Source organism: Litorilinea aerophila, assembly GCF_006569185.2.
Classification (GTDB): Bacteria; Chloroflexota; Anaerolineae; order Caldilineales; family Caldilineaceae; genus Litorilinea; species Litorilinea aerophila.
Window position 1 is genome coordinate 132,601 of sequence record NZ_VIGC02000013.1, and the last position, 23,889, is coordinate 156,489.

A 23,889-nucleotide genomic window follows, 5' to 3' on the forward strand; every position below is an offset into this window, starting at 1 on the left:
ACCCCTGTCCGACCTACATGCGGAAGACGCCGTAACGGCTCTCGTCCACGGGGACGCCTGTGCAGATGGCCAGGGCCAGCCCCAGCACCCGTCGGGTCTGGAGGGGGCTGATGATGCCGTCGTCCCACAGCCGGGCGGTGGCGTAGTAGGGGTTGCCTTCCCGTTCGTACTTTTCCAGGATGGGCGCCTTGAAGGCGGCCAGTTCCTGGTCGTCCATGGGCGGTTTCCCTTGCCGGGCCAACTGATCTTGCTTGATGGTGGCCAGCACGTTGGCGGCCTGCTCGCCGCCCATGACGCTGATGCGGCTGTTGGGCCACGTCCAGAGGAAGCGGGGCCCGTACGCCCGGCCGCACATGGCATAGTTCCCTGCGCCAAAGCTGCCGCCGATGATGACTGTCAGCTTGGGGACCCGGGCATTGGCCACCGCCTGGACCATCTTGGCGCCGTCTTTGGCAATGCCGCCCGCCTCGTATTCCCGGCCTACCATGAAGCCGGTGATGTTCTGCAGGAAGAGCAGGGGAACCCGACGTTGGGCGCAGAGCTGGATGAAATGGGTGCCCTTGAGGGCGCTCTCGCTGAAGAGGATGCCGTTGTTGGCCACGATCCCCACCAGGAAGCCCTCGATGCGGGCGAAGCCGGTGACCAGGGTCTGGCCGTAGTCGGCCTTGAATTCCCGGAAGCGGCTGCCGTCCACCAGCCGGGCGATGATCTCCCGCACGTCATAGAGCTCCCGGAAGGTCTGGGGTAGAATGCCCAGGATCTCCTCCGGTGGGTAGAGGGGCTCTTCCGGGGCAGCCAGGTCCAGGGGCGTGGGGGGCGGCTTGGGCAGGGTGGACACGATCTCCCGCACCAGTTGAAGTGCGTGGTCGTCGTCTCGGGCGAAGTGGTCGGCCACGCCGGAGATGTGGGTGTGGACGTAGGCGCCGCCCAGCTCCTCGGCCGAAACTTCCTCTCCGGTGGCCGCCTTGACCAGGGGCGGCCCCCCCAGGAAGATGCTCCCCGTCTTGTCCACGATGATGGCTTCGTCGCTCATGGCGGGGATGTAGGCGCCGCCTGCGGTGCAGCTTCCCATCACGGCGGCGATCTGGGGGATGCCCGCAGCGCTCATGATGGCCTGGTTGTAGAAGATGCGGCCGAAGTCGTCCTGATCGGGGAAGACCTCATCCTGCATGGGAAGAAAGGCGCCGCCTGAATCCACCAGGTAGATGCAGGGCAACCGGTTTTCCAGGGCGATCTGTTGGGCGCGCAGATGTTTTTTGACGGTGATGGGGTAGTAGGTGCCGCCCTTGACCGTGGCATCGTTGGCGATGATCATGCAAGGCCGGCCGGCAATGCGTCCGATGCCCGCCACCAGGCCGCCCGCCGGCACATAGTCCTCGTACAGCGCCCAGCCGGCCAGGGGCGCGATCTCCAGGAAGGGGGAATGGGCGTCCAGCAGCCGGTCGATGCGGTCCCGCACCAGCAGCTTGCCCTGTTCCTGGTGACGCTGCCGGGCCCGTTGCCACTGGGTCGCGGCCGGTTCAGGGCCGCCACCGGTGCGTATCTGCTCCAGCCGGGTGTGGAGCTCTTCCAACAGGGCCCGGTGATGGCGGGCATTGGCCTGAAATTGGGGATCGTGGGGATCCACGCGGGATGGGATGGGTTCCATGGTGTGTGTTCTCGAGGGTTTCCTGGAATTCGTCTGCCCACACCTGCGAAAACCGGTGCCCTTCGTCTGCCTGGGTATGGCACCATCGGGCGGGCACGGGGGCCCGCCCCTACGCATCGACGCCGTCCCTTCATCTGCCTGGGGCTGGCGACACCGTGCGGTTAGAAACCGCACCTACGGCACGGGGTGCCATCCCCCCCAGTTGGGCCACGGGTTCCGTAGGGCGGGTCTCCGGCCCGCCGAACGTGGCCGGATCTGCGGGAGATAGGCACCATCGGGCGGGCACGGGGGCCCGCCCCTACGCATCCGTCGCTGTCCCTTCATCTGCCTGGGCTGGCGACACCGTGCGGCCGGAGACCGCACCTACGGCACGGGGTGCCATCCACCCCAGTTGGGCCACGGGTTCCGTAGGGCGGGTCTCCGGCCCGCCGAACGTGGCCGGATCTGCGGGAGACCGGCATCATCGGGCGGGCACGGGGGCCCGCCCCTACGGGGCAGGGTCGCCCCCACGCAGGCCTAGCTCATGCCGGGCGATGACCAGCCGCAGGATTTCGCTGGTGCCTTCGCCAATGGACATCAGGCGCTGGTCCCGGTAGAGGCGCTCCACCGGATACTCCCGGCTGTAGCCGTAAGCGCCGTGGATCTGGATGGCGTGGAAGCAGACCTTCTCCGCCACCTCCGAGGCCTTGAGCTTGGCGGCTGCGGCCAGCCGGGTGAAATCCTCCCCCTGATCCTTGAGCCAGGCCGCCTTCCAGACCAGCAGCCGGGCCGCCTCCAGCTCCACAGCGGCATCGGCCACCATCCACTGGATGGCCTCGAACTGGGCGATGGGCCGGCCGAAGGCGTGACGCTGGCGGGCATAGGCCAGGGCTGCCTCGTACGCGGCCTGGGCCAGGCCCAGGCTTAGCGCCCCGATGAGGATGCGGCCGCCGTCCAGGGTGGCCATGGCCTGGTGAAAGCCCCGACCCCGCTCGCCCAGCAGGTGATCCGCCGGCACCCGCACATTGTCGAAGGTGACCATCTGGCTGCAGGAGCCGTGGAGCCCCATCTTGGCTTCGGGCTTGCCCAGGGTGACGCCTTCCCGCTCTGGCTCCACCAGGATCATGCTGAAGCTGTGGGTTGGCCGGGAGGGGGTGGCTTCCGTCTCTGTGCGGCAGAGGACGATGATGACCGGGGCATGGCGGGCGTTGGTGATCCAGGCCTTCTGCCCGTTGATCACCCACCACTCATCCTCCAGGCGGGCTGTGGTACGGACGCTCCCGGCCAGGTCCGAGCCACCGGCCGGCTCCGTCAGGGCCAGCGCACCCAGGTAGTTGCCGCTGGTCAGTAGAGGCAGGAAGCGCTCCTTCTGGGCGGAGGTGCCCCACCGTACCAGGGGCCCACAGCAGAGGCTGTTGTGGGCGGCCAGGGAAAGGCCAGTGGAGCCGCAGGCCCGGCCCACCTCTTCCATGGCCAGGGCCGCGCTGACCGTGTCCAGCCCCGCGCCGCCATACTCTTCGGGGACGCCCATGCCCGTCAGCCCCAGGGTCGGCATCTTTCGAATCGCCTCCCAACGCAGCTCGCCCGTGCGATCCACCTCCGCGGCGTAGGGCGCCAGCTCCCGCTGGCAGAAATCCCGCACCGCGGCCTGGTACATCCGCTGTTCGTCGCTGAGATGGAAATCCATGGTATGCCTCCTGGGAGGTCAGGCTTTCGGGGCCGGGCCAGAAGCCGTTTGCGCCTGCCTGGCGGCTGCGCTTTCCAGCTCGGCCAGCAGCCGGCGGAGCTCCGACCGGTACCGGTCCACGTTGCGCAACTTGATCGCCTCGTACCCCCGCACCAGATCGGGCAGCTCGGCCAGGCGTACGGCCAGGTCGTAGGTCTCCGGCTGCAGGTGGGCCAGGGCCTGCTCCACCGCAGTCCGATATTCGCCGATCAGGGCCCGCTCCACCCGGCGGACATGGGTGTAGCCGAAGATGTCCAGCCGGGTTCCCCGCAGCCGTCGCAGCCAGACCAAGAGGCGGAAGATCGGCCGGAACCATCGCCCTACTCCGATTTTGTGCCGCAGGCCCAGGGCGCGCAGCAGCGGGGGATGAAGCTGGTAGCGGATGCGGGCGGGCAGCTTCTGGCCACCGCCAAACTGGCGGGCCAGGGCGGCGTCCACTTCGGGGAGCAGGTGGAGGCGGGCCACCTCGTACTCGTCCTTGTAGGCCATGAGCTTGAACAGATACCGGGCCACCGCTTCACTCAGGCGCGTCTGGTCGCCCATCGTCCGGCGCTCTGCGTCCAGAACCTGGCGGACGAACGCCACATAGTGACGCGCGTAGGCCAGGTCCTGGTAGGCGATCAGCTCCGGTACCCGGATTTCCAGGAGCCGGCGCAGCTCGCCTTCCGCGCCCACCTGGTCGATCAGGGCCTGGGCCTCGGACGAGAGGGGGGGCCGGGCAGCGGGGTAGGCCATTGCGCCGGCAGGATGGAGCGCCGGCACCCGCCCATTTGTGGAATCCGGCTGCCCGGTCATTTCCGCCTGCGCGGCCACCAGACGTCGCCCGGCCCGGAAGGCCTCCAGGTTCTTCTCCACGGCCACGCCATTCAGGCGGATGGCCTGCTCGATGGATGCGGCGCGGAGGGGCAGCAGGCCGGCCTGATAGGCGGCGCCCACCAGGAGCAGGTTGGCCTGCATGTGGCTGCCGAACAGGGCCTCGGCCAGGCCGGTGGCATCCAGATAGAGCTGTTCGCCCGGCCGGGTCCGGGCTTCGATGCGCCGGGACAGCTGCTCTGCCGGCGGGAAGGCGAGATCCGGCGAGCGGACCATGGCCCCGGTGGGTACCTGGCTGGTGGAGACCACGGCAAAGGTGCGCTCCGGCCAGGCACGGCTCAGGTGGGCGTCGGTGCTCCCTGTCAACAGGTCGAAGACCAGGTAGAGGTCGGCACTGCCTTCTCCGACCTTGTGGGCTACCTCCTGGGGCTGCGCCAGGATTTTCAGGCTGGAGACCACCGGCCCGCCCTTCTGGCTGAGGCCGGTCTGGTCCAGGCCATAGACGAAGCAGCCATCCAGCAGTCCGGCCGTGCCCAGGATCTGGTTGGCCGTGACCACGCCGGTGCCGCCGATGCCCATCATGTAGATGTGGCAGGGGAGCGAAACCCGGCGACGGGGTTCAGGCGGCATCGGACCGCTCAGAAGCCTGCCCAGGGTCGGGTCCGGCGACACAACGGACTTGTGGTCCGGATCCAGCTCCACGGTGATGAAGGAGGGACAATCGCCTTCCAGGCAGCTGTAGTCCCGATTGCACGAGGACTGGTGGATCTGGGTCTTGCGCCCGAATTCCGTCTCCACCGGCACCACGCTGAGGCAGTTGGACTTGTGGCCACAGTCGCCGCAGCCTTCGCAGACTGCTTCGTTGATGAAAATGCGCCTGGGCGGATCAGGCGCCTGGCCCCGGTTCCGTTTGCGCCGCAGGTTGGCCGCGCACTCCTGGTCGTAGATGAGGGCCGTGACGCCCGGCGTCTCCCGCAGGATCCGTTGGGCCTCATCCAGCCGCTCCCGGCCCCAGATCTCCACGTTCTGGGCCCAGCGGGCCTGGCGGGGGAAGCGTCCGGGATCGGCGCTGACCACGATGGTACGTCGCACGCCCTCGGCCTCCAGCAGCCGGGTCAGATCCGGGATGGGCAGGCCGCCGTCCACAGCCTGGCCGCCGGTCATGGCCACGGCCGAATTGTAGAGGATCTTGTAGGTGATGTTGGCGTTGGCTGCCACCGCCTGACGGATGGCCAGGGTCCCCGAATGGGCCAGGGTGCCGTCACCCAGGTTCTGGAAGAGGTGGGGCACGCCGCTGAAGGGGGCCGCACCCACCCACTGGACCCCCTCCGCGCCCATGTGGGTGATGCCGGTGACGTTGTCCTGGTCCATCAGCAGGAGCATGGTGTGGCAGCCGATGCCCGCACCCACCAGGGAGCCGGGCGGGGTCTGCAGGGAGCGGTTGTGGGGGCAGCCGGAACAGAAGTACGGCGTTCGCTGGACCGGGAGGGGATCCACGGAGGGGGCCGGGATGTCGGGGACGGGGAGCCGGATGGCCTCCGCTGGCAGGCGTCGGCGCAGTCGTGGGGCCAGCAACGCGGCGATCTTGTCCGCGTCCAGCTCTCCGTGGCCGGGGACCAGCCAGGCACCTGTCTCGTCCCGTTTGCCCACGATGCGGGGACGGTCAGGCCGGTTGTACAGGATCTCCCGGAGGAAGAGCTCCACAAAGGCCCGCTTTTCTTCGATGACCAGGATCTCCTCCAGCCCCCGGGCAAAGCGGAGGACGATGTCCGGTTCCAGGGGATAGAGCATGCCCACCTTCAGCAGGCGGATGCCGTAGCGTTCCAGCCGGGCATCATCCAGGCCGAGGCGTTGCAGGGCTTCCCGCAGGTCGTAGTAGGTTTTGCCCGCCGCGACGATACCCAGCCAGGCGTCGGCGGTGGGTACGGTGATGCGGTTGATGTGGTTGACCGCGGCAAATCGTCTGGCGGCCTCCAGCCGGCCTTCCACCAGCTCCTCTTCCAGGTACAGGCTGTGGGGGGCCAGGAGGGTGGGGTTCTGGGTGGCCTGCCATGGCCGGCCTCGATAGTGGAATCCTGGGTCCACCACGTGAATCCGTTCAGGGGACACTTCCACGGTGGCGAAGGCATCGGCCAGCTCGGTCACCAGTTTGAAGCCCACCCAGCAGCCACTGTAGCGGGACAGCTCGAAACCCAGCCGGCCCAGGTCCAGGATTTCCTGGATAGATCCCGGATAGAGGACCGGCATCTGGGCATCGTAGAGGGCGACCTCCGAATGGGAGGGGAGGGTGGACGATTTGGCGATGGGGTCGTCGCCGGCCACGGCCAGTACGCCGCCGTACCGGCCCACGCCGGTAAAATTGGCATGCTTGAGCGCGTCGCCGCTTCGGTCCACGCCGGGGGCCTTCCCATACCAGAGGCCCAGGACGCCATCGTACTTGGGGTTGGGCAGTCGATTGGCCAGCTGGCTGCCAAAGACCGCGGTGGCGCCCAGGTCCTCGTTGATTGCGGGCAGGAAGACCACGTGATGTTGAGCCAGGAGATGTTGGACCTTCTGGAGGGTCAGGTCCAGGCCGGCCAGGGGAGAACCCCGGTAGCCGGAAATCAGGGTGGCGGTGAGGAGGCCACGTCGCCTATCGGCGCGATGCTGATCCAGAGGGAGCCGAACCAGGGCCTGGATGCCGGTGAGGAGGACGACGCCTTCTTCCAGGAGATATCTGTCATCCAGGGAAAGGGAGATGGGCTCCTGTCTGGTCTTTTCAGGCGGGAGCGTCGCCGGAAGGTCCGGCGGCTCCAGGATACGTTCGGGAGTTGCCAGCATGATGCACCTCTCCACATACACAACAAGAATCCCGACGGGGAACCGTCGGGATTATTGGCAGCCGTGCCGGGTTGGGTCAGGGCCTACTGCGGCATATCGGCTTGCAACAATCCCACGACGGTGTGGGACGGAATCGGTGCTGGGACGGGGCAAGGGGAGCTGTGATGTTGGCGCGTCCGGTACGTTCATTGTAGCCGAAAGGCTTGTCCGCTCGACGTAATGGAGCATACGGAGTTCATAGATGGGGGAAGATCTGCATGTTTTGTTGTAGATTGTTTGTGGTTAGCAAGATATGATACGTGGCTCTGCAAATATCAAAATTCAGGTATGACTCTACTGCAAAAAGGTCAAATTGGACGCTGCCCCACGCAGATAAACGCTGATTAGAACAATTCTCTCCTGCGTTTCTTTGCGGCTTTGCGCCCTCTGCGCCTTTGCGTTGAAAAATGCCTTTTTGCAGGGGAGTCATTTACATTCTTTAAACCTTTAAACGAAGGGAGGCTGTCTGGCCAGGTGTTAGGCCAGACAGCCTCCCGTGTTGTAATTGTTTGGCTCCCCGGGTTGGACTCGAACCAACAACCGTCCGGTTAACAGCCGGATGCTCTGCCGATTGAGCTACCGAGGATTATGGTTGCCCTTGAACATTACGGGCTTAGTATACGATTTCGCCCCTGGATTGTCAAATTTCCAGGGGCGAAAGGTACACTTTCCGTTTGCGTTTTCCCCCGCGGGAAGGAGGGCCATTTCATCCCAGGTAGTCCCGCAGCTTGCGGCTGCGCAGCGGGTGACGCAGCTTGCGCAGGGCCTTGGCTTCGATCTGTCGGACCCGCTCCCGGGTGACGTCGAACTCCTTGCCCACGTCCTCCAGGGTACGGGTGATGCCGTCTTCCAGGCCGAAGCGCATGATCAGGACCTTGCGTTCCCGCTCGCTGAGCCCGTCCAGGATCTCCTGCATGTGCTCCTTCAGGAGTCGCCGGCTGGCAATATCACTGGGGCCGGGCAGGCTGTCGTCCTCGATGAAATCGCCCAGGTAGCTGTTTTCTTCGTTGCCCACCGGCGTGTTGAGGCTCAGGGGCTCCTGGCTGAGCCGCTGGATGCGCCGCACCTTGGCTGCGGCCCGCTCCAGTTGCCGCTCCAGGTCGGGATCCAGGGGTTTGCCTTCCTGCATGGCCTGCCGGATGCGCTCAGCCGCTTCCGGCTCCACAAAGTCCATCTCCAGGGCAATCTCCTCGAAGGTGGGCTCCCGGCCCAGTTCCTGCTGGAGCCGTCGTTTGACCCGCGCCTGCCGGTTGATGGTTTCCACCATGTGCACCGGGATGCGAATCGTACGGGCCTGGTCGGCGATGGCCCGACTGATGGCCTGCCGGATCCACCAGGTGGCGTAGGTGCTGAATTTGAAGCCCAGGGTGTGGTCGAACTTGTCCACAGCCCGCAGGAGCCCCAGGTTCCCCTCCTGGATCAGGTCCAGAAAGCTCAGGCCCCGGCCGATGTAGCGTTTGGCCACGCTCACCACCAGGCGGAGGTTGCTGCGGGCCAGCCGGTCGTGGGCTTCCTTGCCCCGGGCGATGATTTCTTCCAGGCGCGCCCGTTCTTCGGGGTCGGTCACCTCTGCCAGTTTCTGCTGGGCCTCGCGCCCTTCGGCGATGCGCCGAGCCAGCTCCAGCTCCTCCTCGCCGGTGAGCAGTGGGTGACGGCCAATGTCCCGCAGATACATGCGAACGGGATCCAGGCTTTGGCCGAGCTCGGGCACGTCCTCGATCAGTTTTTCGATGGGGACGTACTTCTCTTGCTCGATCTCCTCTTCCAGCTTGGTGTCCCGTTCGATACGAGGAATGGGCGCGCTCTCCTCTTCCTCGTCCTCCTCTTCGGGCACGTCGTCAAAGACGTCTTCTTCCTCTTCGTTTTCGCCGAGATGGATGTATTCGTCCAACTCACTTTCCGCCGAGCTCCGGCTCCGCGGTAGGGGCGCTATGGATTCATCGCGCCCGGCGCTGCTGCGATTGGTTACAGTCCGGCGTCGCCTAACCATCTGTCTCCTTTGCCCGTACGGGCAGTTTAGCGAACTTTCACCCCCTGGCTGGGGTGTCCCTGTGCGTGTAGCACCCGACTGAGGCCGACCCACGTCTGTTCGAGATGGGATCGCTCGCGCAAATTACGGTTGTTGACCGAGTAAAGTTCCCGCACAGCATCCCGGTCACCCATCCGTTGCGCCTCGTCCAGCATGAATTTGATGCGGGTATATTCGGCCTGTAGCCGGCGAAGGCGCATGCGCACCACCACCTTCAGCAGGTCTTGCTGTAGTTCCTCCAGGTTACGGTTGGGCAATTGAGCTCCATATTGGAGCAGTTCCGCCAGGCGCCGGTGAAGGTGCCCGGTGAGGGATTCCTGGAACAGGGCCAAGTCCCAGGGTTCGTCCCCGGCCAGGAACTGCTTGAGCGCCCGAAAGATTTCTCGATTCTCAACGTTTTCCAGATCCTCCACCCGCAGGGGCTCGATTTCCCGTTCTGCCGTGGCACCGGCCAGCCAGATCAGGAGCTCCGGATCCAGGAGCAGGTTGGCCAGCAGGTAGTCTTCCGAGACATCACCGCGCTGGGCCAGCTCCGGACGGGGCGCCTGTTGCGGAGGCGGCCCATCTGGCGGGCCCGCCCGCCCGGGCTGCCATCCCGGCTGTGCCGGACGCCGGGCTTCTCCAGGCTGGGCCGCTTTGCCGCTGGTGGCCAGGATGGCCCGGGCGGCTGCCTGTACCCGGCCGGCGATGGTCATTTCGTCGATCTGGACAAGGCGACTGAGCTGCTGGATGTAGTGCTGCTGCTCGATCTCGTCGTCCAGCTCGGCGATCAGGGGCGTCAACTCGGCCACTGCACTGCCCTTGCCCCGGGCGGTGGTCAAATCGTACTGGCGGGCCACCACCTGGAAATAGAAATCCACCAGCGGTTGGGCCTGTTCGATGAGCGCCTGCCACCGGGCCGGATCGGAGCGGATCACGTCGTCCGGGTCCTGGCCTTCCGGCATGGAGGCGATGGCCAGGTGGGCACTCAGGCGCTCTTCCAGGCGCAGGCGGCCGCCTGCTGTGAAGGTGGGTTTGCGGATCCGGCCCAGGGCCTGTCGGGCCTGGTTGAGCCCCCGGATGGTCGCCTGCTGGCCGGCGCTGTCAGCGTCCAGGGCCAGCACGAAATGGTCGGTATAGCGCTGCAGCTGTTGCAACTGTTCTGCCGTGAGGGCCGTACCCATGCAGGCCACCACGTTGGTGAAGCCATGCTGGTGGGCCGCGATCACGTCCATGTAGCCTTCCACGATGACTGCCATCCCCCGCTCCCGGATGGACCGGTAGGCCTGATCCAGTCCGAAGACAACCCGGGATTTGTGGAAAATGGGCGTCTCACCGGTGTTCAGGTACTTGGGCTGCCGGTCGTCCAGCACACGGCCGCCGAACCCGATCACCCGGCCCTGCCGGTCCCGGATGGGAATCATGACCCGGGCCCGAAAGGCGTCGTAGATACTCTCCCGTTCCTCGTGGCGTTTGACCAGGCCGGCTTCCAGCTGCAGTTCCAGGCTGTATCCGGCCGCCGAGAGGTGATCCCGCAGGCTGTCCCAGCTATCTAGCGCATAGCCCAGCTGGAACTGTTCCGCCGTGGCCCGGTCGATGCCCCGTCGCTCCAGGTAGGAGCGGGCCGGTTGGGCGGCCGGGTGTTCCCACAGGATCTGGGTGAAGTAGGTGGCGGCGGCGGCGTTGACTTCGTAGAGGGTCGTCCGGTGGCGATAGCTTTCGTCCTGACTGCTCTCCAGGGAGACGCCGGTTTCCCGGGCCAACATTTCCAGCGCTTCCCGGAATTCCAGCTGTTCCTGCTTCATCAGGAAGGTGAAGACATCACCCCCGGTGCTGCAGGCGCCGAAACAGTGCCACGTTCCCGTGTGGGGAAAGACCACAAAGCTGGGTGTTCGCTCGTGATGGAACGGACAGAGCCCCTTGTAGGTGCTGCCGGCCTTCTTCAGCGGCGTGTAGCGGGAAATGAGCTCGACAATGTCGACCCGTTGCTTGATCTCGTCGATCGCGCTCATTTCTGCCGCCCCCTTGTTTCAGTTCACCCTGTATCTTTCACATGGCGCCCTGTTCACATCGTGTCACGACAACACCTTTCACCGTTGAGCGGATGCCCGGGAGAGTTGGACGAAGTCGACTGTGGACCAGGCAGGGAAATTATAACGATTGTTGAAAGGGGTGTCAAAGCGCCCGGGAGAGGTCGGCCTTATCCTTCGCCCTGATCTCGCAAGACTCGTTCATAAAGTGCCGTGGATAGACGAAAACCGGCCCTATCTCGCAATGCATCCAAATAGGGCCGGATCTTGGTAATGATACCTCTATGCTTGGCCTCAACCAGTGCACCAACCAGACCGATATAGCGCAAATCAAAATAGCGGGCGCTTTCTCTCCCAAGGCGTTCATCCATTAGGAGCAAGTCAGCACCGATCTCCAATGCTAACGCAATCGCCTCAGACTCGCCCGGGTCCAGATCTTGCCGTAGAGCCTGGACTAAATGACGGTTGGTGATAGCCATCCTTCTGATCCAGATGGCTGTACGGATATCCTCTGCGCCGGGCTGATCACCCCCATCTACGACGACTTCTTGCCATACAGCATCTGGGATAGTTATCTGTCCGTAGAGCTTTTGGAGCAAGTCTAACTCGCCAATACGCGCCAAGTTAATAAGAATCGAGGCGTCGCTTACTACAATCATAGCCGGCCAAGCTCTCTCAGCGTCTGGAGATCTTCGTCATACTCCTCAACATCATAATGGACCGGAATTCCCTGGCTACCGAGGAGTTGCTGAAAAGCCCACACGGACATGCCGGCCATCTCTCGGGCTTTGCCGAAGGAAAGCTTGCCGCGCTGGAATAAAAGGATCGCTAAATCTACTTTCAGCTCCTGAGGGGTCATCCGTGTTGCATGAAGGATCTCACGTGGGATCTCGATAGATACCGTGTTGGACATCGCTCTCCCCTTCTAGGTCCCAAGCTTAAACGTGTCGACCACATCGGGGTAGACCCGTTCACACTCCCGAAATAGTTCCAACAGCGGCATGGCCCTCATCAAGTTGCCCCGAGTCTGGATGCGACCACTGAAAAAGGCCTGGCTGGCCTTCTCCTCTCCCAGCCAGATGCGGTGCATCAGGTCTGCCTCCATCTCGAATTCCAGGTCGGCCCGCCCCGGCCGCGGTCCATAGAACACCTCCAGGGGCGATTGGCGCCCATCCAGCAGGACCTCGGCTGTGGGTTCACGAAATTTCATGCGGATGACCAGGTTGCTGCGGGTGAATGGCTCAATGCGAGCCGGCTCCTCGCTGATCCGCTCGAATACCGCCTGGAGCACGTCGTATAGCTGTTCGTCAGATGCAAAAACCGGCATGAATGTCCCTTCCCATGGCTCACCAGTTCCCTGGTTGGCCGCGGCCGCGTGCCGTAGCCAGCTCAAAGGACAGCGAGCCCCGTTTTTTACCCCTGGTGACAGGGGTGTACAATGTCTGGCGACCCCGGCCGGACCGTCCTGTCGTGTCCGTCCCGGGATGATGTCGGCTGCATTATAGCATGAAACTCCTCAATAAAATATGGCATGCACCTGCATGAACATGAACCACATGAACATGAAAACGAAAAGGAGCAGCACATGCCCGTATTAGATCGTTTCCGCCTGGATGGCCGGACTGCGCTGGTCACAGGAGGTACCAAGGGGCTGGGCAGGGCCATGGCCGCGGCCCTGGCCGAAGCCGGCGCCCGGGTGGCTGTGGTCAGCCGCCATGGGGACCAGGTCGCAGCTGTGGCCGGAGAACTGGCCAGGTCCACGGGACGACAGTGTCAGGGGTATGCCTGCGACGTGACCGACGAGGCACAGGTGACCCAGCTCATCTCCCAGGTGTTGGACGACTTCGGCCATCTGGACATCCTGGTCAACAATGCCGGCATCAACATTCGGGGCCCCATCGACCAGCTTTCCCTGGACCAGTTCCTCCAGGTCCAGGCCACCAACGTCACCGGCCCCTGGCTCATGTGCCGGGCGGTGGCGCCCCACATGAAGGAGCGGCGCTACGGGCGTGTCATCAACATTGGCTCCACCCTCTCCATCATCGCCCTGGCCGACCGCACCCCCTACGCCAGCAGCAAGGGAGCCATCCTCCAGATGACCCGGGTCCTGGCCCTGGAGTGGGCGCCCTACAACATCACGGTGAACGCCATGTTGCCCGGCCCCTTCGCCACGGAGATGAACCTGCCCCTGATGAACGATCCCGAGGCCTACCAGAGTTTCATCGCCAAGATCCCCCTGGGCCGCTGGGGAGAACTGGAGGAGATCCAGGGGCTGGTGGTCTTCCTGGCCAGCGACGCCTCCAGTTTTATCACCGGGGCCGCCATCACCATTGACGGCGGTTGGACCGTTCATTAGTCGTCAGATAGTGCGTGGTACGTCGACCGGTACACGCACCACGCGATAGGTCCGGTCTCCTGGCCGGACAATCGGGCGGCAGGGTGCCGTGCGGCTCTGTCACGCAGGGATGTGTGACCTACGGATGACGGGCCATGCTGTAGGTCCGGTCTCCTGGCCGGACAATCGGGCAGCAGGGCACCGTGCATTAGTCGGACGACAGGCGAAAGCCCGGCGGCCCCCGTTCTGCCTCCCAGCCCTGGTCCACCAACTCCTGCAGGGCCGCCTCCAGCGCCGAGCCCGGCCGGGTCCAGAGGTCGCCCCAGGTGACCCAGATGTCCAGTTGCAGCCAGCCCCATTCGTGGGCCAGGGCATAGAAGATGGGCGGAAAGAGAAGCCGCCCGGGCTGGGGGCCGGCTACCCACACCTCTTCCCCGTCTACCCAGACCGGGACCTGCTGATACGTCGATCCATCCCGTACCGGGATAAATTCCCCGTCGGGTGGCACCTGGTCGGTGGGCAGGCGGGCCGCGGCATAGTCAACCCGAAGACGTTCCAGGGCAGGGTGACAGTCGGCGGTCTGCCGGCCAGCCTCCTGGAGCCAGGCGACCAGCCCGGCAGGGGTCAACCTGGGTACCCGGGTGATCTGGGGCTCGCTGCCAGCCCAGCTTTCGATGGGGATGGGGGCCGGTTCCTGACGGATGTGACGCCGGGGCGTGGGCGGCTCTCCCTCCGGCCAGAGTTCCCCCGTCTCCGGCCGGGCACAGGCCAGCCACAGGTCAACGGCCAGGGGCCGCACCACCGGCCAGAGGGTGACCGCCACCCGACCGGCTGTTTCCAGGCTGTCCGGCCCGGCTGGCCGGCGCAGGGTCAGCCGTTCGCCGCTGTCGGCAAGCAAGTAGGTCATGGGCGACTCTCCGCAGGGATCACGTAGTCGATATACCACGCCGGACGTCCCGGCGCGCTGTTGCGCAGCCGCCAGATCAGCCGGCCATTCTGGTCGATGATGTGGATCACCGACAGTTGCCGAACCCGGGGGTCGAAACCGGGGGTGTTGAGTCCGTTGCGCCCATAGACCAGATCCTGCATCAAGGAGCCGGTCTGGCGTACCCGGTTGGGCTCGCGCTGGTCGTAGACCCGGTAATAGCCGTCTATATCATATTCGATGTTGCGCATCCGTCCAGCCGGCGGCCACTCGATCTGTACCGTGGACTCCAGCGCCTCAGCCGGCCGGGGGGCGCGGCCCGCGGCCACCTCGGCCGCGATCTTCTGTGCGCCGTGGATGATGCCCGTGTGCAGGTCGGTGACGCCCGCCACCGGGCCGGCGTACTGCACCTCCACCCGCCGCTCCACCGTGGTCTCGCCTCCGGGCCCGCGTCGCTCGATGCTGATGTCGAAGGAGCGCCGGGCCTCTCCGGTGAGGGGATCCACCACCGTGCCATCCTGGCCGATGCGGATGACCACATCCGGGTCATTGCCGTACTGTTCGGCCAGACGGCGGGCTTCGTACAGCTCGCCCAACAGCCGGTTGACGTCCCGGGCAGCCTCCCGGGTGGCGTTGATCTCGGCCGGCTCCTGGGCCCGGCTGTGGGTGGTGGCCACCCGTTCCGCCGGACCGCTGGCCCGCTGCAGCCAATCCTCGAAGCCGGCGATGCGCCCCTCCTGGTTCTGGAGGCGGGCCACGTCATTCAGCACCTCGGCATGGTGCACCCGGCTCTGGCTCAGCTGGGGATCGCCCGGATCGATGTGGGCCAGGGTGGCCTGAAGGTTGTTGAGGGTGTCCACGTGGCCGGGGAAGTTGACCCGGCTGGGCTCCACCGTGGTGCGGTAAACCCGCTGCGCGTTCTGGAGCTGTTCCTGGAGGCGCAGCCCCCGCTCGAAGAGGGACCAGAGCACCCCCTGGTCCCGGTTCTGGGGCGCACGGCGCATCTGGCGCTCCAGGCTGCGGACGATGTTGTCGTGCTCGATGCGCAGGGACTCGTTGACCGAGAGCTCCCGGCCGAAAAGCTGTTCCAGGAAGGTGCAGGGCGAGCTACAGAGCACCAGCCGGCCCTGTTCGGTCAACTTCATGGTGGCCAGGCCGTCGCGGGTGGTGGCCTGCAGGACGGGGGGCGCCTCCGGGTTGCCCACATGGGGCGCCGGCGTGGAGACGTCCGGCGCGGGGCGGCTCCCCGGTGTCCCTTCCTCCACGGGAACCCGGGGTGTCTCGGGCAGGGGAACCCGTTCTTCGCCGGGCAGGGGCCCCTCGCCCGGGCGCCGGCCCGTCGTCTCCGGCAGGCTGCTGCGGCCGTGGGCTTCCATGTGTTGCTGGCGGGCTCGCTGGGCCAGCGCGCCGCCGGCCATGATGCCCACGTTGAGCATGGCCTGGCCCAGGATCTCCATGATGCGGGCCGAGCGTTCGCCCGGCGGCAGCCCTTCCAGCTCCATGATCTGGGCCACCACACCCACCGGGATCAGGAGCATGCCCAGGCCGTCGGCTCCCAGACCCATGATCATGAAGGCCCGGCCCAGGGTGACCATGCGCAGGGGCGTGGCCGCATGGCCCAGGCCGGCCAGCCCACCCACGATGTTCACCACATCCATGACCGTGGCCATGTCGAAGCGGAGGGTGTCGTCGATGGCCCGGTTGATCAGCCGGTAGGCCGAGGGGATGGCCCCGATGGCCCCCACCGGCAGCAGCAGGGCCAGGGTGGCGCCACCGGTGAAGGGCGCGGCCACCACCAGGGCCACCGACAGGGCCAGGGTGATATTTTCCAGCGCCTCCATGAAGAGGTTGCCCAGGCTGGCTGTGATGCGCCGGCTGTGGGTCTGACCGTCGATCTGGACGGCCACGTAGCCCCGGCCATAGCCGCCGTGACCCCGCAGGATCCCCTCCACCGCCGCCATGATGGCCTCGGCCCGGTTGGCACCCACACCGGTATCCTGAGAGCTGTTGGGCGTGGTCAGGTCAGAAACCCAGTAGGTGACCCGGCCGTTTTGCTCGCCCTGGTAGAGGGCTTCCAGGGTCAGGCGGATGGACTGCCCTTCGTCGCTGATGAAGCTGGCGATCAAGGGCTCGGCCCCGGTGAGGTTTCGCCCTTCGCCCCGGGCGGCCCGCACCGCGATGATCTGGTCCAGCCGCTCGAGCTGCTGTTCGGCCTGGCGGTGCTCCGGGCTGCCAGGTCGCAGGGAGTTGCGATACTCCACCAGCCGCTCCCGCTGGACCTCCAGCGCGCCGCCCACCGAGCTGAGGGATCGCTCCAGGGTGTCCAGCTCGGCCCGCATCTTGTCTTCGTCGGCATAAGAGACCGGCTCCATCAACAGCCTGCGCAGCTCCTGCATGCGCTGGAAGTCCCGGTCCGCCACGGCCGCATCCTGGCGCACCCGGTCTTCCACCAGCTCCACCGGATCCCGCACGATGACCGGGTGGTAGGCGACGCTGGGCGGTCGCACCAGTTCGGCCCCATCCCGGGTGTAGGGGATGGCCTTGTTGCGCACCACGTAGACGCCGGGGCCGGGAAAGGCGATGCTCCGTTCGCTGCTGGGCATGGTCAGGAGCTCGATGCCCAGACGGATGCCCGTGCCGATGAAGCGCAGGATGGCGTTGGCCGCCACCAGGCTGGTGGCGCCGACACCGAAGGGCCCCAGCTCGCTGAAAACGGTCTCCACGTCCTCTGCGGCGTAGCGCCCGGCCCGGCGGAAGCGCCGCGCCGCCACGTCCCAGCGGGAAGGCTCCTGGGGATTGAGCTCGTCGAAGTCCACGGGCTGGCCCAGGCGCTCATCGGGGACCCGCACGTAGTTCCACTCGTAGTAGTAGGTCTGGAAGGCGGAGAAGACGTCGGGAAACTGGATGCTCATGATGAAGCGGTAGTCGGCCTCGGCCGAAGCCTCAAACTGGGGCGCGCCGGGTGGGCCGGAGAGGGGCGGCGACACGCTGAGCACGGCGGGGAAGGGCGGCGCGTTGGCCGTGCCCGGCCGGTCGGAGATCTGCTGGTCGCCTTCACCGGGACCCAGGGTACTGCGGGCCATGAAGCGGGTGAAGCGATCCAACAGCTGCTGGCGCGCGCTGCCGTCGTTGTACGCCTGGGCGACCAGCGCCTCCTGGCTGTGGGTGAAGGAGAGGAAGGCCGAGGCCAGGTTGGGGTTGGGCGGCCGGTCGGGCGGGGCCTTCACCGGCGTCGGTTCCGTTCCCTCCGGCAGGTCGGCGGGGCGGGGCGTGGGCCAGAGGAGCTGGTAGCCGGGATGGCCGATGAGGGCATCGTCATCCCGGATCGCCTCCAGCACGCCGCTGCTCTCGCTGAAGGTGTCCAGCATCTCCTGCAGGGTTCGGATGGCCGGAGCGCGATTGGCCGGTGTGGGGTCCGCGTGGAGGGTGGTGACCGCGTCGATGTAGCGGCGGAGCAGCTCGATGTGGCTGGCCATTTGCTGGCGGAAGAGGGCTTCATCGAACCAACGGGGCAGCCCTCCCTGAAGTTCGCCGGTCACATCGGGATTGGTGAGGTCGGCCCAGGCGGCCTGGGTGAACGCGCCATAGCGCAGCAGATCCCGCTGGCTGTCGGAGAGGTGGACCTGGAGCTTTTTGGTCTTCTCCAGCCAGGTGAGCATCAGCAGGGATTCCCGCAGGGGGATGCCGAAGCTCTCGATGGGCTCGCCGCCGGTGGCTTCCCCGGCCAGCCCCCCCAGGCCGCCCCAGCCCGAGGCCGTGGCCTTCTGGTAGAGTTCATCGGCCACGGCTTCCGTGTACTGGCCGCCCACCAGGCGGTAGAGGGCGATCTCCAGGCCCTGGCGGGCCTTGGTACCGGCCCGGAAGACCGAGCCGGCTGCCGGCAGGAAGATGATGCCCGTCATGCTGACGGAGATGCCGGCCCGCACGGGCGCTGCCGCAGTGGTCGTAGTGGTGGGCTGAGCCGGCGCGTCCGTGGCGCTCTCTGTCCCGCCGTTGTCCCGCTGGATGCGACGGCGTTGCCCCCCCTGCTGGACCACGTGGGTGAGCTCGTGGGCGAGGAGGTGCTGTCCGGCCGTTGTTTCCGGTGCGTACTGACCGGCGGCAAAGACGATGTCGCGGCCTGCGGTGAAGGCCCGGGCCTGCACCGCCCGCGCCCGCGCATCGGCCTGGCTGTCGCTGTGGATGCGGACGGGGGAGAAGTCCTGGCCGAAGCGTTGTTCGAAGAAGCGGCGGGTGGCTGTGGGCAAGGGGTGGCCGCCGCCCTGGGGCAACACCGTGGTCGGCGCTCGCCCTTCGGGAGCCTCCTGGGTACGGTTCCGGGCCTGGCGCTGGAGGGACAGGCGCCGGGCCTGGCAGGCGGGGCATTCGGCGTCGGGTCCGCTGCCTGGGGGCAGGATACCGCCACAGGCGCAGCGGCGGACGGTGGGTGTGCTTCCTGCCGCCGGCTGCCGCATGACCAGGTTCGCCACGGCTTCCGCCTCCTGCTCGTAGACATCCCCTGGCTCGTTGACCGCCAGCGCGGGCTGGAGCAGGGTGTCGTCGTCCCCCGAGCAGGTGGCGCACTGCCGTTGCACCAGGAAGGCAGGCACGCCCGCCGGCGCGCCGACCTCCGGAGGGAGCATGGCCTGAGGTTCGGCTGTCGGCGCAGGCGCGGCGTGGGCCTGTTGCTTTTCCTGGTGTTGGGTTGTGGCCTTGCTTTCCATGGCGCGCTTCCCTCACATCACTTCATCATGGCCCGTCCCGCTGGGCCGGCTCAGCGCCCTTTCCGGCTTTCATCTCTTGCTGCTATCAGCGCAGGGTCAGGGTGCCGCTGACCAATCTGGCGCGGTATTCGCCTACAATGGCCTCAAATTGGGGCAGCAACTGACTGTCCGACACCTGGCCGTAGCGCCACTGCTGGTAGAGCTGATCCAGGCGCGATTCGATCATGCTGCTGTATCGGGGATGGGAACCGGCGTGGACTGCCCGGGTGCCGGCGCCAGGCGTCCCTGGTCGGGTTGGCAGGTGGATGCCATTGGTCGCCCCGTTGATATCCCAGCCGTAGTTGCGGCGCAGCTCGTCGATGAGGGGGTGGTTGCGCAGTTCCAGGGGGACGATGTGGTGGGCCTGGGCGCCATCGAAGGGCGCAGTGCCCAGGTTGCCGCGCAAGGCAGCGCGCGCGGCGTCTGCCTCGGTATCCCGAATGCCGGCGGTACTCCGACCCACTTCCCGAACCAAGCCGGCTTCGGGGCCTTCGCCCAGGAGGAAACAGAGGGGACCACTGGAGAAGCGGCACCAGCGGCCGTCCGGCGTGCGGCGCCAGGTGTGGCCGTTGGGCAGGGCGATCTCCTCCACGTAGTCGTTGCCGCTGAGCAGCCGGCGTTCGCCCGACCGCTGGGCGATCTCCAGCTCCCGCTGCACTTCAGTGGGCGAGAGTTCGGAGGTGGCCCGGCGGGTCGTCTCCAGGAAGCCCTGATCGCTGCGAGCGCGCTGGGCATTGGCCGCCAGCCGGTCGCCCAGGCCCTCTTGAATGGCATTCCCCTCACGGCGCAGATTGGTCACGGCGGCTTCGCCCGCTGCGGCCGCGCCCCGGGTTTCGCCCGCAGCGCTGGCCGCAGCCCGAGCCAGGGGGGCCAGGCGGCGGAAGGCCTGAACCGCCGCGCCCAGGTCCAACACCGCGCCGGCGATATCTACGGCCAGCCAGAAGAGGCTGGGCTCGTTGGCCGACAGGCTTCTGGCCCGGTCGAAGGCGCTGCCGACGAAAGCCTGGCGCATCCGATACTCCTGGACATGGAGCGCAGCGGTAGTGACCCCCACGGCGGCCGCGCCGACGGCCCCGACCACGGCGACCGTACCGGTCCCACCGGTGAGGAGGCCAAAGCCAATGGCCAGCGCGGCCAGGAAAATGTCTCGGATCATGCGGCGGTGCTCGATGGCGCGCAGCTTGTCCTCGATGATGGCGTGGTAAACGGTGCCCGGGCGAATGCCCAGGGATTGGCGCGCCCGCTCCAGGGCTCCTTCGGCTTCCCAGATGGCCTCGGGATCCTCGGTGAGGAGGGTGCGGGCCCGGGCAATGTCGGAGAGCCGGTCGCCGGCGGTGTTCTGCACCAGGCTTTGAAGGGCTTGAGGGCTGGCCTGGGTCAGATCGTCCAGGTTGATGGAAGGATCCAGGAGGACTGGGTATCGCTGCCCCAGTTGTTGGAGCTGGGCACGAGCCTGCTGCTCCTCGGCCGCTGCCTCGGCCGCCAGGGCGATGGCGCGGTCGGCCCGGCGCAGATCGCCCGCGCCCGCGGCCATACCCGGCCCCATCTGGGCCATCATGGAGTCCCGGCGCAGCGTGCGCGCCCTCCCTGCATGGATACGGACCGGCGCAAGCTCGCTGTGGAGTCGGGTGACGTCGGGATTACGCTCCACAGCACCGCCGTAGCGGGTCTGTTCGGCCTGTACCAGCTGTTCGTTTTCCGCCAGCATGGCGAAGGCGGTCTGCAGGGCATAGCGCTGGAAGAACGACTCGAAGCTGGTGACGGCACGGGTGAAGTCGTCGAGATTGGCGAAACCCTGCTCCGACAACAGACGCTGCATCTCCCCTTCCCGGGCCCGGAGCTGATCCTCCAGGTAGGAGATGGACTCGGCCGCCATGGCCGGATCCCGGGCAGACGAGCGGAGGGTGCGGGCCATGCTGAGATTGCGGGCCGCCGTGCGGTAGGCATCCACCGCGTTGTAGAGGCTATGGCTTCCCTGTAGACGGCCAATGGTCTCCAGATCGCCGGGGGTGATGGTCGGCTCGTTACGCACCCGCTCAGCCTGGGCCCCCAGGATGGGCCGGATGCGCTCCTTGGCTGCGATTCGGGCTTCGATCTGGCGAATCTGCCCCTGAAGATTGGCATACATGTCCGGGTTCCACGGCACGCCGCCGGGAATGTCGCCGGGATTCCGGTTGTATTCCTCCTCAAACCGCCGCTGACGGGACTCCTCTGCCTGGAGCCGCTGGATCTCCCGCCGGTCGGCCTCGATGCTTTCTGTAAAGCGGCGCTGGAAGTTGGCCAGCTCGGCCGCTCCCTGATCCTGAAAAATGGGCCAGAGGACGCTGCGGATCTGGCTGGGGCTACCGGATAACGTGCGTCCCTCGAATTCCACGGTTGTGCCGGGGCTGCTCGAGGCGACAGGTTCCGGCGCCACCACACTGGCCGGCGCGTCGGGGCTGGTCATGCCTGCAGGAGGGGCCCGCTGGATTTGGGGCGTGTTGCGGCTGACACCCTGCTGGACCACGTGGGTGAGCTCGTGGGCGAGGAGGTGCTGTCCGGCCGTTGTTTCCGGTGCGTACTGACCGGCGGCAAAGACGATGTCGCGGCCTGCGGTGAAGGCCCGGGCCTGCACCGCCCGCGCCCGCGCATCGGCCTGGCTGTCGCTGTGGATGCGGACGGGGGAGAAGTCCTGGCCGAAGCGTTGTTCGAAGAAGCGGCGGGTGGCTGTGGGCAAGGGGTGGCCGCCGCCCTGGGGCAGCACCGAGGCTGGGGCGCGTCCCGGTCCGGAGGGTTGGGCCTGGCGCTGGAGGGACAGGCGCCGGGCCCGGCAGGCGGGGCATTCGGCGTCGGGTCCGCTGCTTGGGGGCGGGTGCCCCCTGGGCGCGCCGCCGCAGGCGCAGCGGCGGACGGTGGGCGTACTCCCTGCCGCCGGCTGCCGCATGACCAGGTTCGCCACGGCCTCCGCCTCCTGCTCGTAGACATCCCCTGGCTCGTTGACCGCCAGCGCGGGCTGGAGCAGGGTGTCGTCGTCCCCCGAGCAGGTGGCGCACTGCCGTTGCACCAGGAACAGGGGCGTGCCGACCGCCGTACCCACGATGGCGTCCTTGGCTGCCTGGGGCGCGGGATCCGCCTGGGGGGCCGGAGTGGGGCGCTTTTCTGGCTTTTTTTCAACCGCGAAGGTGGCTTCCAAGGATCTGTCAGCACTTTCTGGGGATTTCCCCTCACCTGCCCAACAGCTCGTCGGCGATGGTCTCCGGATGGGCGACAAAAGTCAGCAGCTTCTGACTGTGGAGAAAACGGACCAGCGCCAGGGGTGTCATGGCGCTTACTTCCTCCAGGGTGAGCTGCTGTCCGCTTCCCCAGGCTGCCATGTCCGCGTTGATGCCGTCTACCACCCGTTGGAGCAGGGCCCGATCCAGGGGGTAGTCTTCGATGGCCAGATCCTGCTTGGCCAACAGGGTGTCCAGGTCATCGCCTTCGATCTCCTGCCAGATGGCCCGGCCGAATTCCTGGAGGTCCCTGGCCAGTCCCGGCGTCACCGTGCTCAACTGCCAGTTGGCGGGATCCAGGGTGGCCCGGGCCACCAGCAGGGGCTGCAGGAAGATCTGCTCCAGGATGCCCCGGCCCAACCCGCCCATGATCCGGCCAAACTCCATGGTGATTTCGATGCCCTTCACCATTCCTTCGATGAGCGCCAGCACCGCCTGCCCCAATTTTTCCGCAAAGGCCAGGAGCATGCAGCCGCCCAGGAAGGCCAGCTCCACGATGAGCAGCGCCTTGCGTAGCACCGCCTCCACCGCTTTGATGCCGGCCTCGGTGGCGCCGTAGGCCATGAGCCGCTTCATGATCTGAGCCTGTAACCGCCGGGCTGCTTCGCTGCGCACAGGGATGATCCCGATCTTACCCTGCACCGCGAAGGTCAACACCAGCTTGAGAATTTTGAAGGGCGAATAGGCATAGAAGGCCCGGCGGTAGGAACGGAACTTCTCCTGGGCTGCCGCCTCGTCGTAAGTCTCGCGGTACTCCTCCCAGACGGCCTGGAGCAGCTCTTCGGTGACGGTCTTCCACAAAGAGGGCGGGATGCCCAGGTAGCAGAGCACCACCGAGAGGATGAAGCCGGGATCCTGGCCCCCGGTGTCCGGCTCTTCTGGCGTGTCCAGGTCCGCCATCCGCTGTGCCATCTGGAGGCCCCGCTCCAGGTGGGTGCGGTTTTCCAGCATGTACTCCAGTTGGGTGAGATCCTCCCGGACGAGGAAGTCGCCCACGTCGTCCACCCGCTTCTCGGTGGCCGCAAATTCCCGGGCCAGCACCTCCCGGGCCTTGACGTCGGCCGGGTCATCCCGGCCTTCCAGCCGCTCCAGCTCCCACCGGGCCTGCTCGATGAGGTCGCCCCAGTAGAGCTGGGCGTCCTCGTTGAACTTCTTGATCTGGGCCCGGTATCCCTGCGCCCGGGTGAGGAGCTGGGCCAGCTCTGCGTCGCTGCGCTCGCCCGGCCCGCCCAGTTCGCCCAGTTCCCGCCCCAGTTGTTCGCCCCACGTCTGACGCGTGACCGTGGGCGCCTGCTGGTTGGCCATGGCCAGCCCCGCCACCAGGGACCAAAATTCCTGGTAGACCGTGTCGTACAGGGGGGATTCCGCCGCGGATTCCGGTGGGACATCCGTCGATGCCTGGCCCACGTCGGTACCAGTCGCTGGGGCCTGTCCTGGCGCGCGCTGCAAAAAGAGGGGCGTCCCCGCGCGGGCAGGTACGTCCCGCTCTGCGGGTCGGGTCTCCTTGTTGGATTGGGGTGGCCAGCCCTTTTTCTCGGGCGCCACCGGCAGCAGTCCATCGGCCATGGCAGGT

Annotated in this window: 13 protein-coding genes and 1 tRNA gene; 1 reads left to right on the forward strand and 13 read right to left on the reverse strand. The window is 66.4% G+C overall.

The annotated features are described in order from the left end of the window. Nucleotides 1–13: 13 nt before the first annotated feature. The 9 genes from FKZ61_RS12000 to FKZ61_RS12040 all read right to left on the reverse strand — a co-directional run bounded on the left by FKZ61_RS12000 (nt 14) and on the right by FKZ61_RS12040 (nt 12,390). The gene (locus FKZ61_RS12000) at nt 14–1,648 is read right to left on the reverse strand and encodes a carboxyl transferase domain-containing protein (protein ID WP_141610360.1); all 1,635 of its coding nucleotides are present in this window, start codon (nt 1,646–1,648) and stop codon (nt 14–16) included. Nucleotides 1,649–2,135: 487 nt separating this feature from the next. After that, the gene (locus FKZ61_RS12005; RefSeq protein ID WP_141610361.1) at nt 2,136–3,314 is read right to left on the reverse strand and encodes an acyl-CoA dehydrogenase family protein; all 1,179 of its coding nucleotides are present in this window, start codon (nt 3,312–3,314) and stop codon (nt 2,136–2,138) included. Between the two features lie 18 nt (nt 3,315–3,332). Then, entirely contained in the window at nt 3,333–6,986 is a 3,654-nt protein-coding gene (locus tag FKZ61_RS12010; protein ID WP_141610362.1) for an indolepyruvate ferredoxin oxidoreductase family protein, read from the reverse strand. A 549-nt stretch (nt 6,987–7,535) separates the two neighbouring features. Next, nucleotides 7,536–7,611 (reverse strand) — tRNA-Asn (locus tag FKZ61_RS12015). A 120-nt stretch (nt 7,612–7,731) separates the two neighbouring features. Further along, on the reverse strand, nt 7,732–8,916 hold the full coding sequence (rpoD, locus tag FKZ61_RS12020; protein WP_326838565.1) for an RNA polymerase sigma factor RpoD: 1,185 nt from the start codon (nt 8,914–8,916) through the stop codon (nt 7,732–7,734). Nucleotides 8,917–9,041: 125 nt separating this feature from the next. Beyond that, a complete protein-coding gene (gene dnaG, locus FKZ61_RS12025; protein ID WP_141610364.1) occupies nt 9,042–11,045 on the reverse strand; it encodes a DNA primase in 2,004 nt (667 codons plus the stop codon). A 188-nt stretch (nt 11,046–11,233) separates the two neighbouring features. Further along, entirely contained in the window at nt 11,234–11,722 is a 489-nt protein-coding gene (locus FKZ61_RS12030) for a DUF3368 domain-containing protein (protein WP_141610365.1), read from the reverse strand. Further along, nucleotides 11,719–11,976 (reverse strand): UPF0175 family protein, encoded by a 258-nt coding sequence (locus FKZ61_RS12035; RefSeq protein WP_141610366.1) that lies wholly within the window; start codon nt 11,974–11,976, stop codon nt 11,719–11,721. Before FKZ61_RS12035 ends, FKZ61_RS12030 begins: the two co-directional genes overlap by 4 nt. A 12-nt stretch (nt 11,977–11,988) precedes the next feature. Further along, the gene (locus FKZ61_RS12040; RefSeq protein ID WP_141610367.1) at nt 11,989–12,390 is read right to left on the reverse strand and encodes an SCP2 sterol-binding domain-containing protein; all 402 of its coding nucleotides are present in this window, start codon (nt 12,388–12,390) and stop codon (nt 11,989–11,991) included. Between the two features lie 258 nt (nt 12,391–12,648). Here FKZ61_RS12040 and FKZ61_RS12045 point away from each other — a divergent pair, with 258 nt between their 5' ends. After that, on the forward strand, nt 12,649–13,419 hold the full coding sequence (locus FKZ61_RS12045; RefSeq protein ID WP_141610368.1) for an SDR family NAD(P)-dependent oxidoreductase: 771 nt from the start codon (nt 12,649–12,651) through the stop codon (nt 13,417–13,419). A 187-nt stretch (nt 13,420–13,606) separates the two neighbouring features. On the opposite strand, the gene FKZ61_RS12050 is transcribed toward FKZ61_RS12045, so the two are convergent. From FKZ61_RS12050 to FKZ61_RS12065, 4 genes are all read right to left on the reverse strand, one after another. Further along, complete coding sequence (locus FKZ61_RS12050) at nt 13,607–14,305, reverse strand: hypothetical protein (protein WP_141610369.1); 699 nt, start codon at nt 14,303–14,305, stop codon at nt 13,607–13,609. Next, on the reverse strand, nt 14,302–19,026 hold the full coding sequence (locus FKZ61_RS12055) for an eCIS core domain-containing protein (RefSeq protein WP_211358530.1): 4,725 nt from the start codon (nt 19,024–19,026) through the stop codon (nt 14,302–14,304). Before FKZ61_RS12055 ends, FKZ61_RS12050 begins: the two co-directional genes overlap by 4 nt. 85 nt (nt 19,027–19,111) lie before the next feature. Then, the gene (locus FKZ61_RS12060; RefSeq protein ID WP_141610370.1) at nt 19,112–22,237 is read right to left on the reverse strand and encodes an eCIS core domain-containing protein; all 3,126 of its coding nucleotides are present in this window, start codon (nt 22,235–22,237) and stop codon (nt 19,112–19,114) included. 31 nt (nt 22,238–22,268) lie between these two features. Further along, entirely contained in the window at nt 22,269–23,882 is a 1,614-nt protein-coding gene (locus FKZ61_RS12065; protein ID WP_141610371.1) for a hypothetical protein, read from the reverse strand. Between the last annotated feature and the right edge of the window lie 7 nt (nt 23,883–23,889).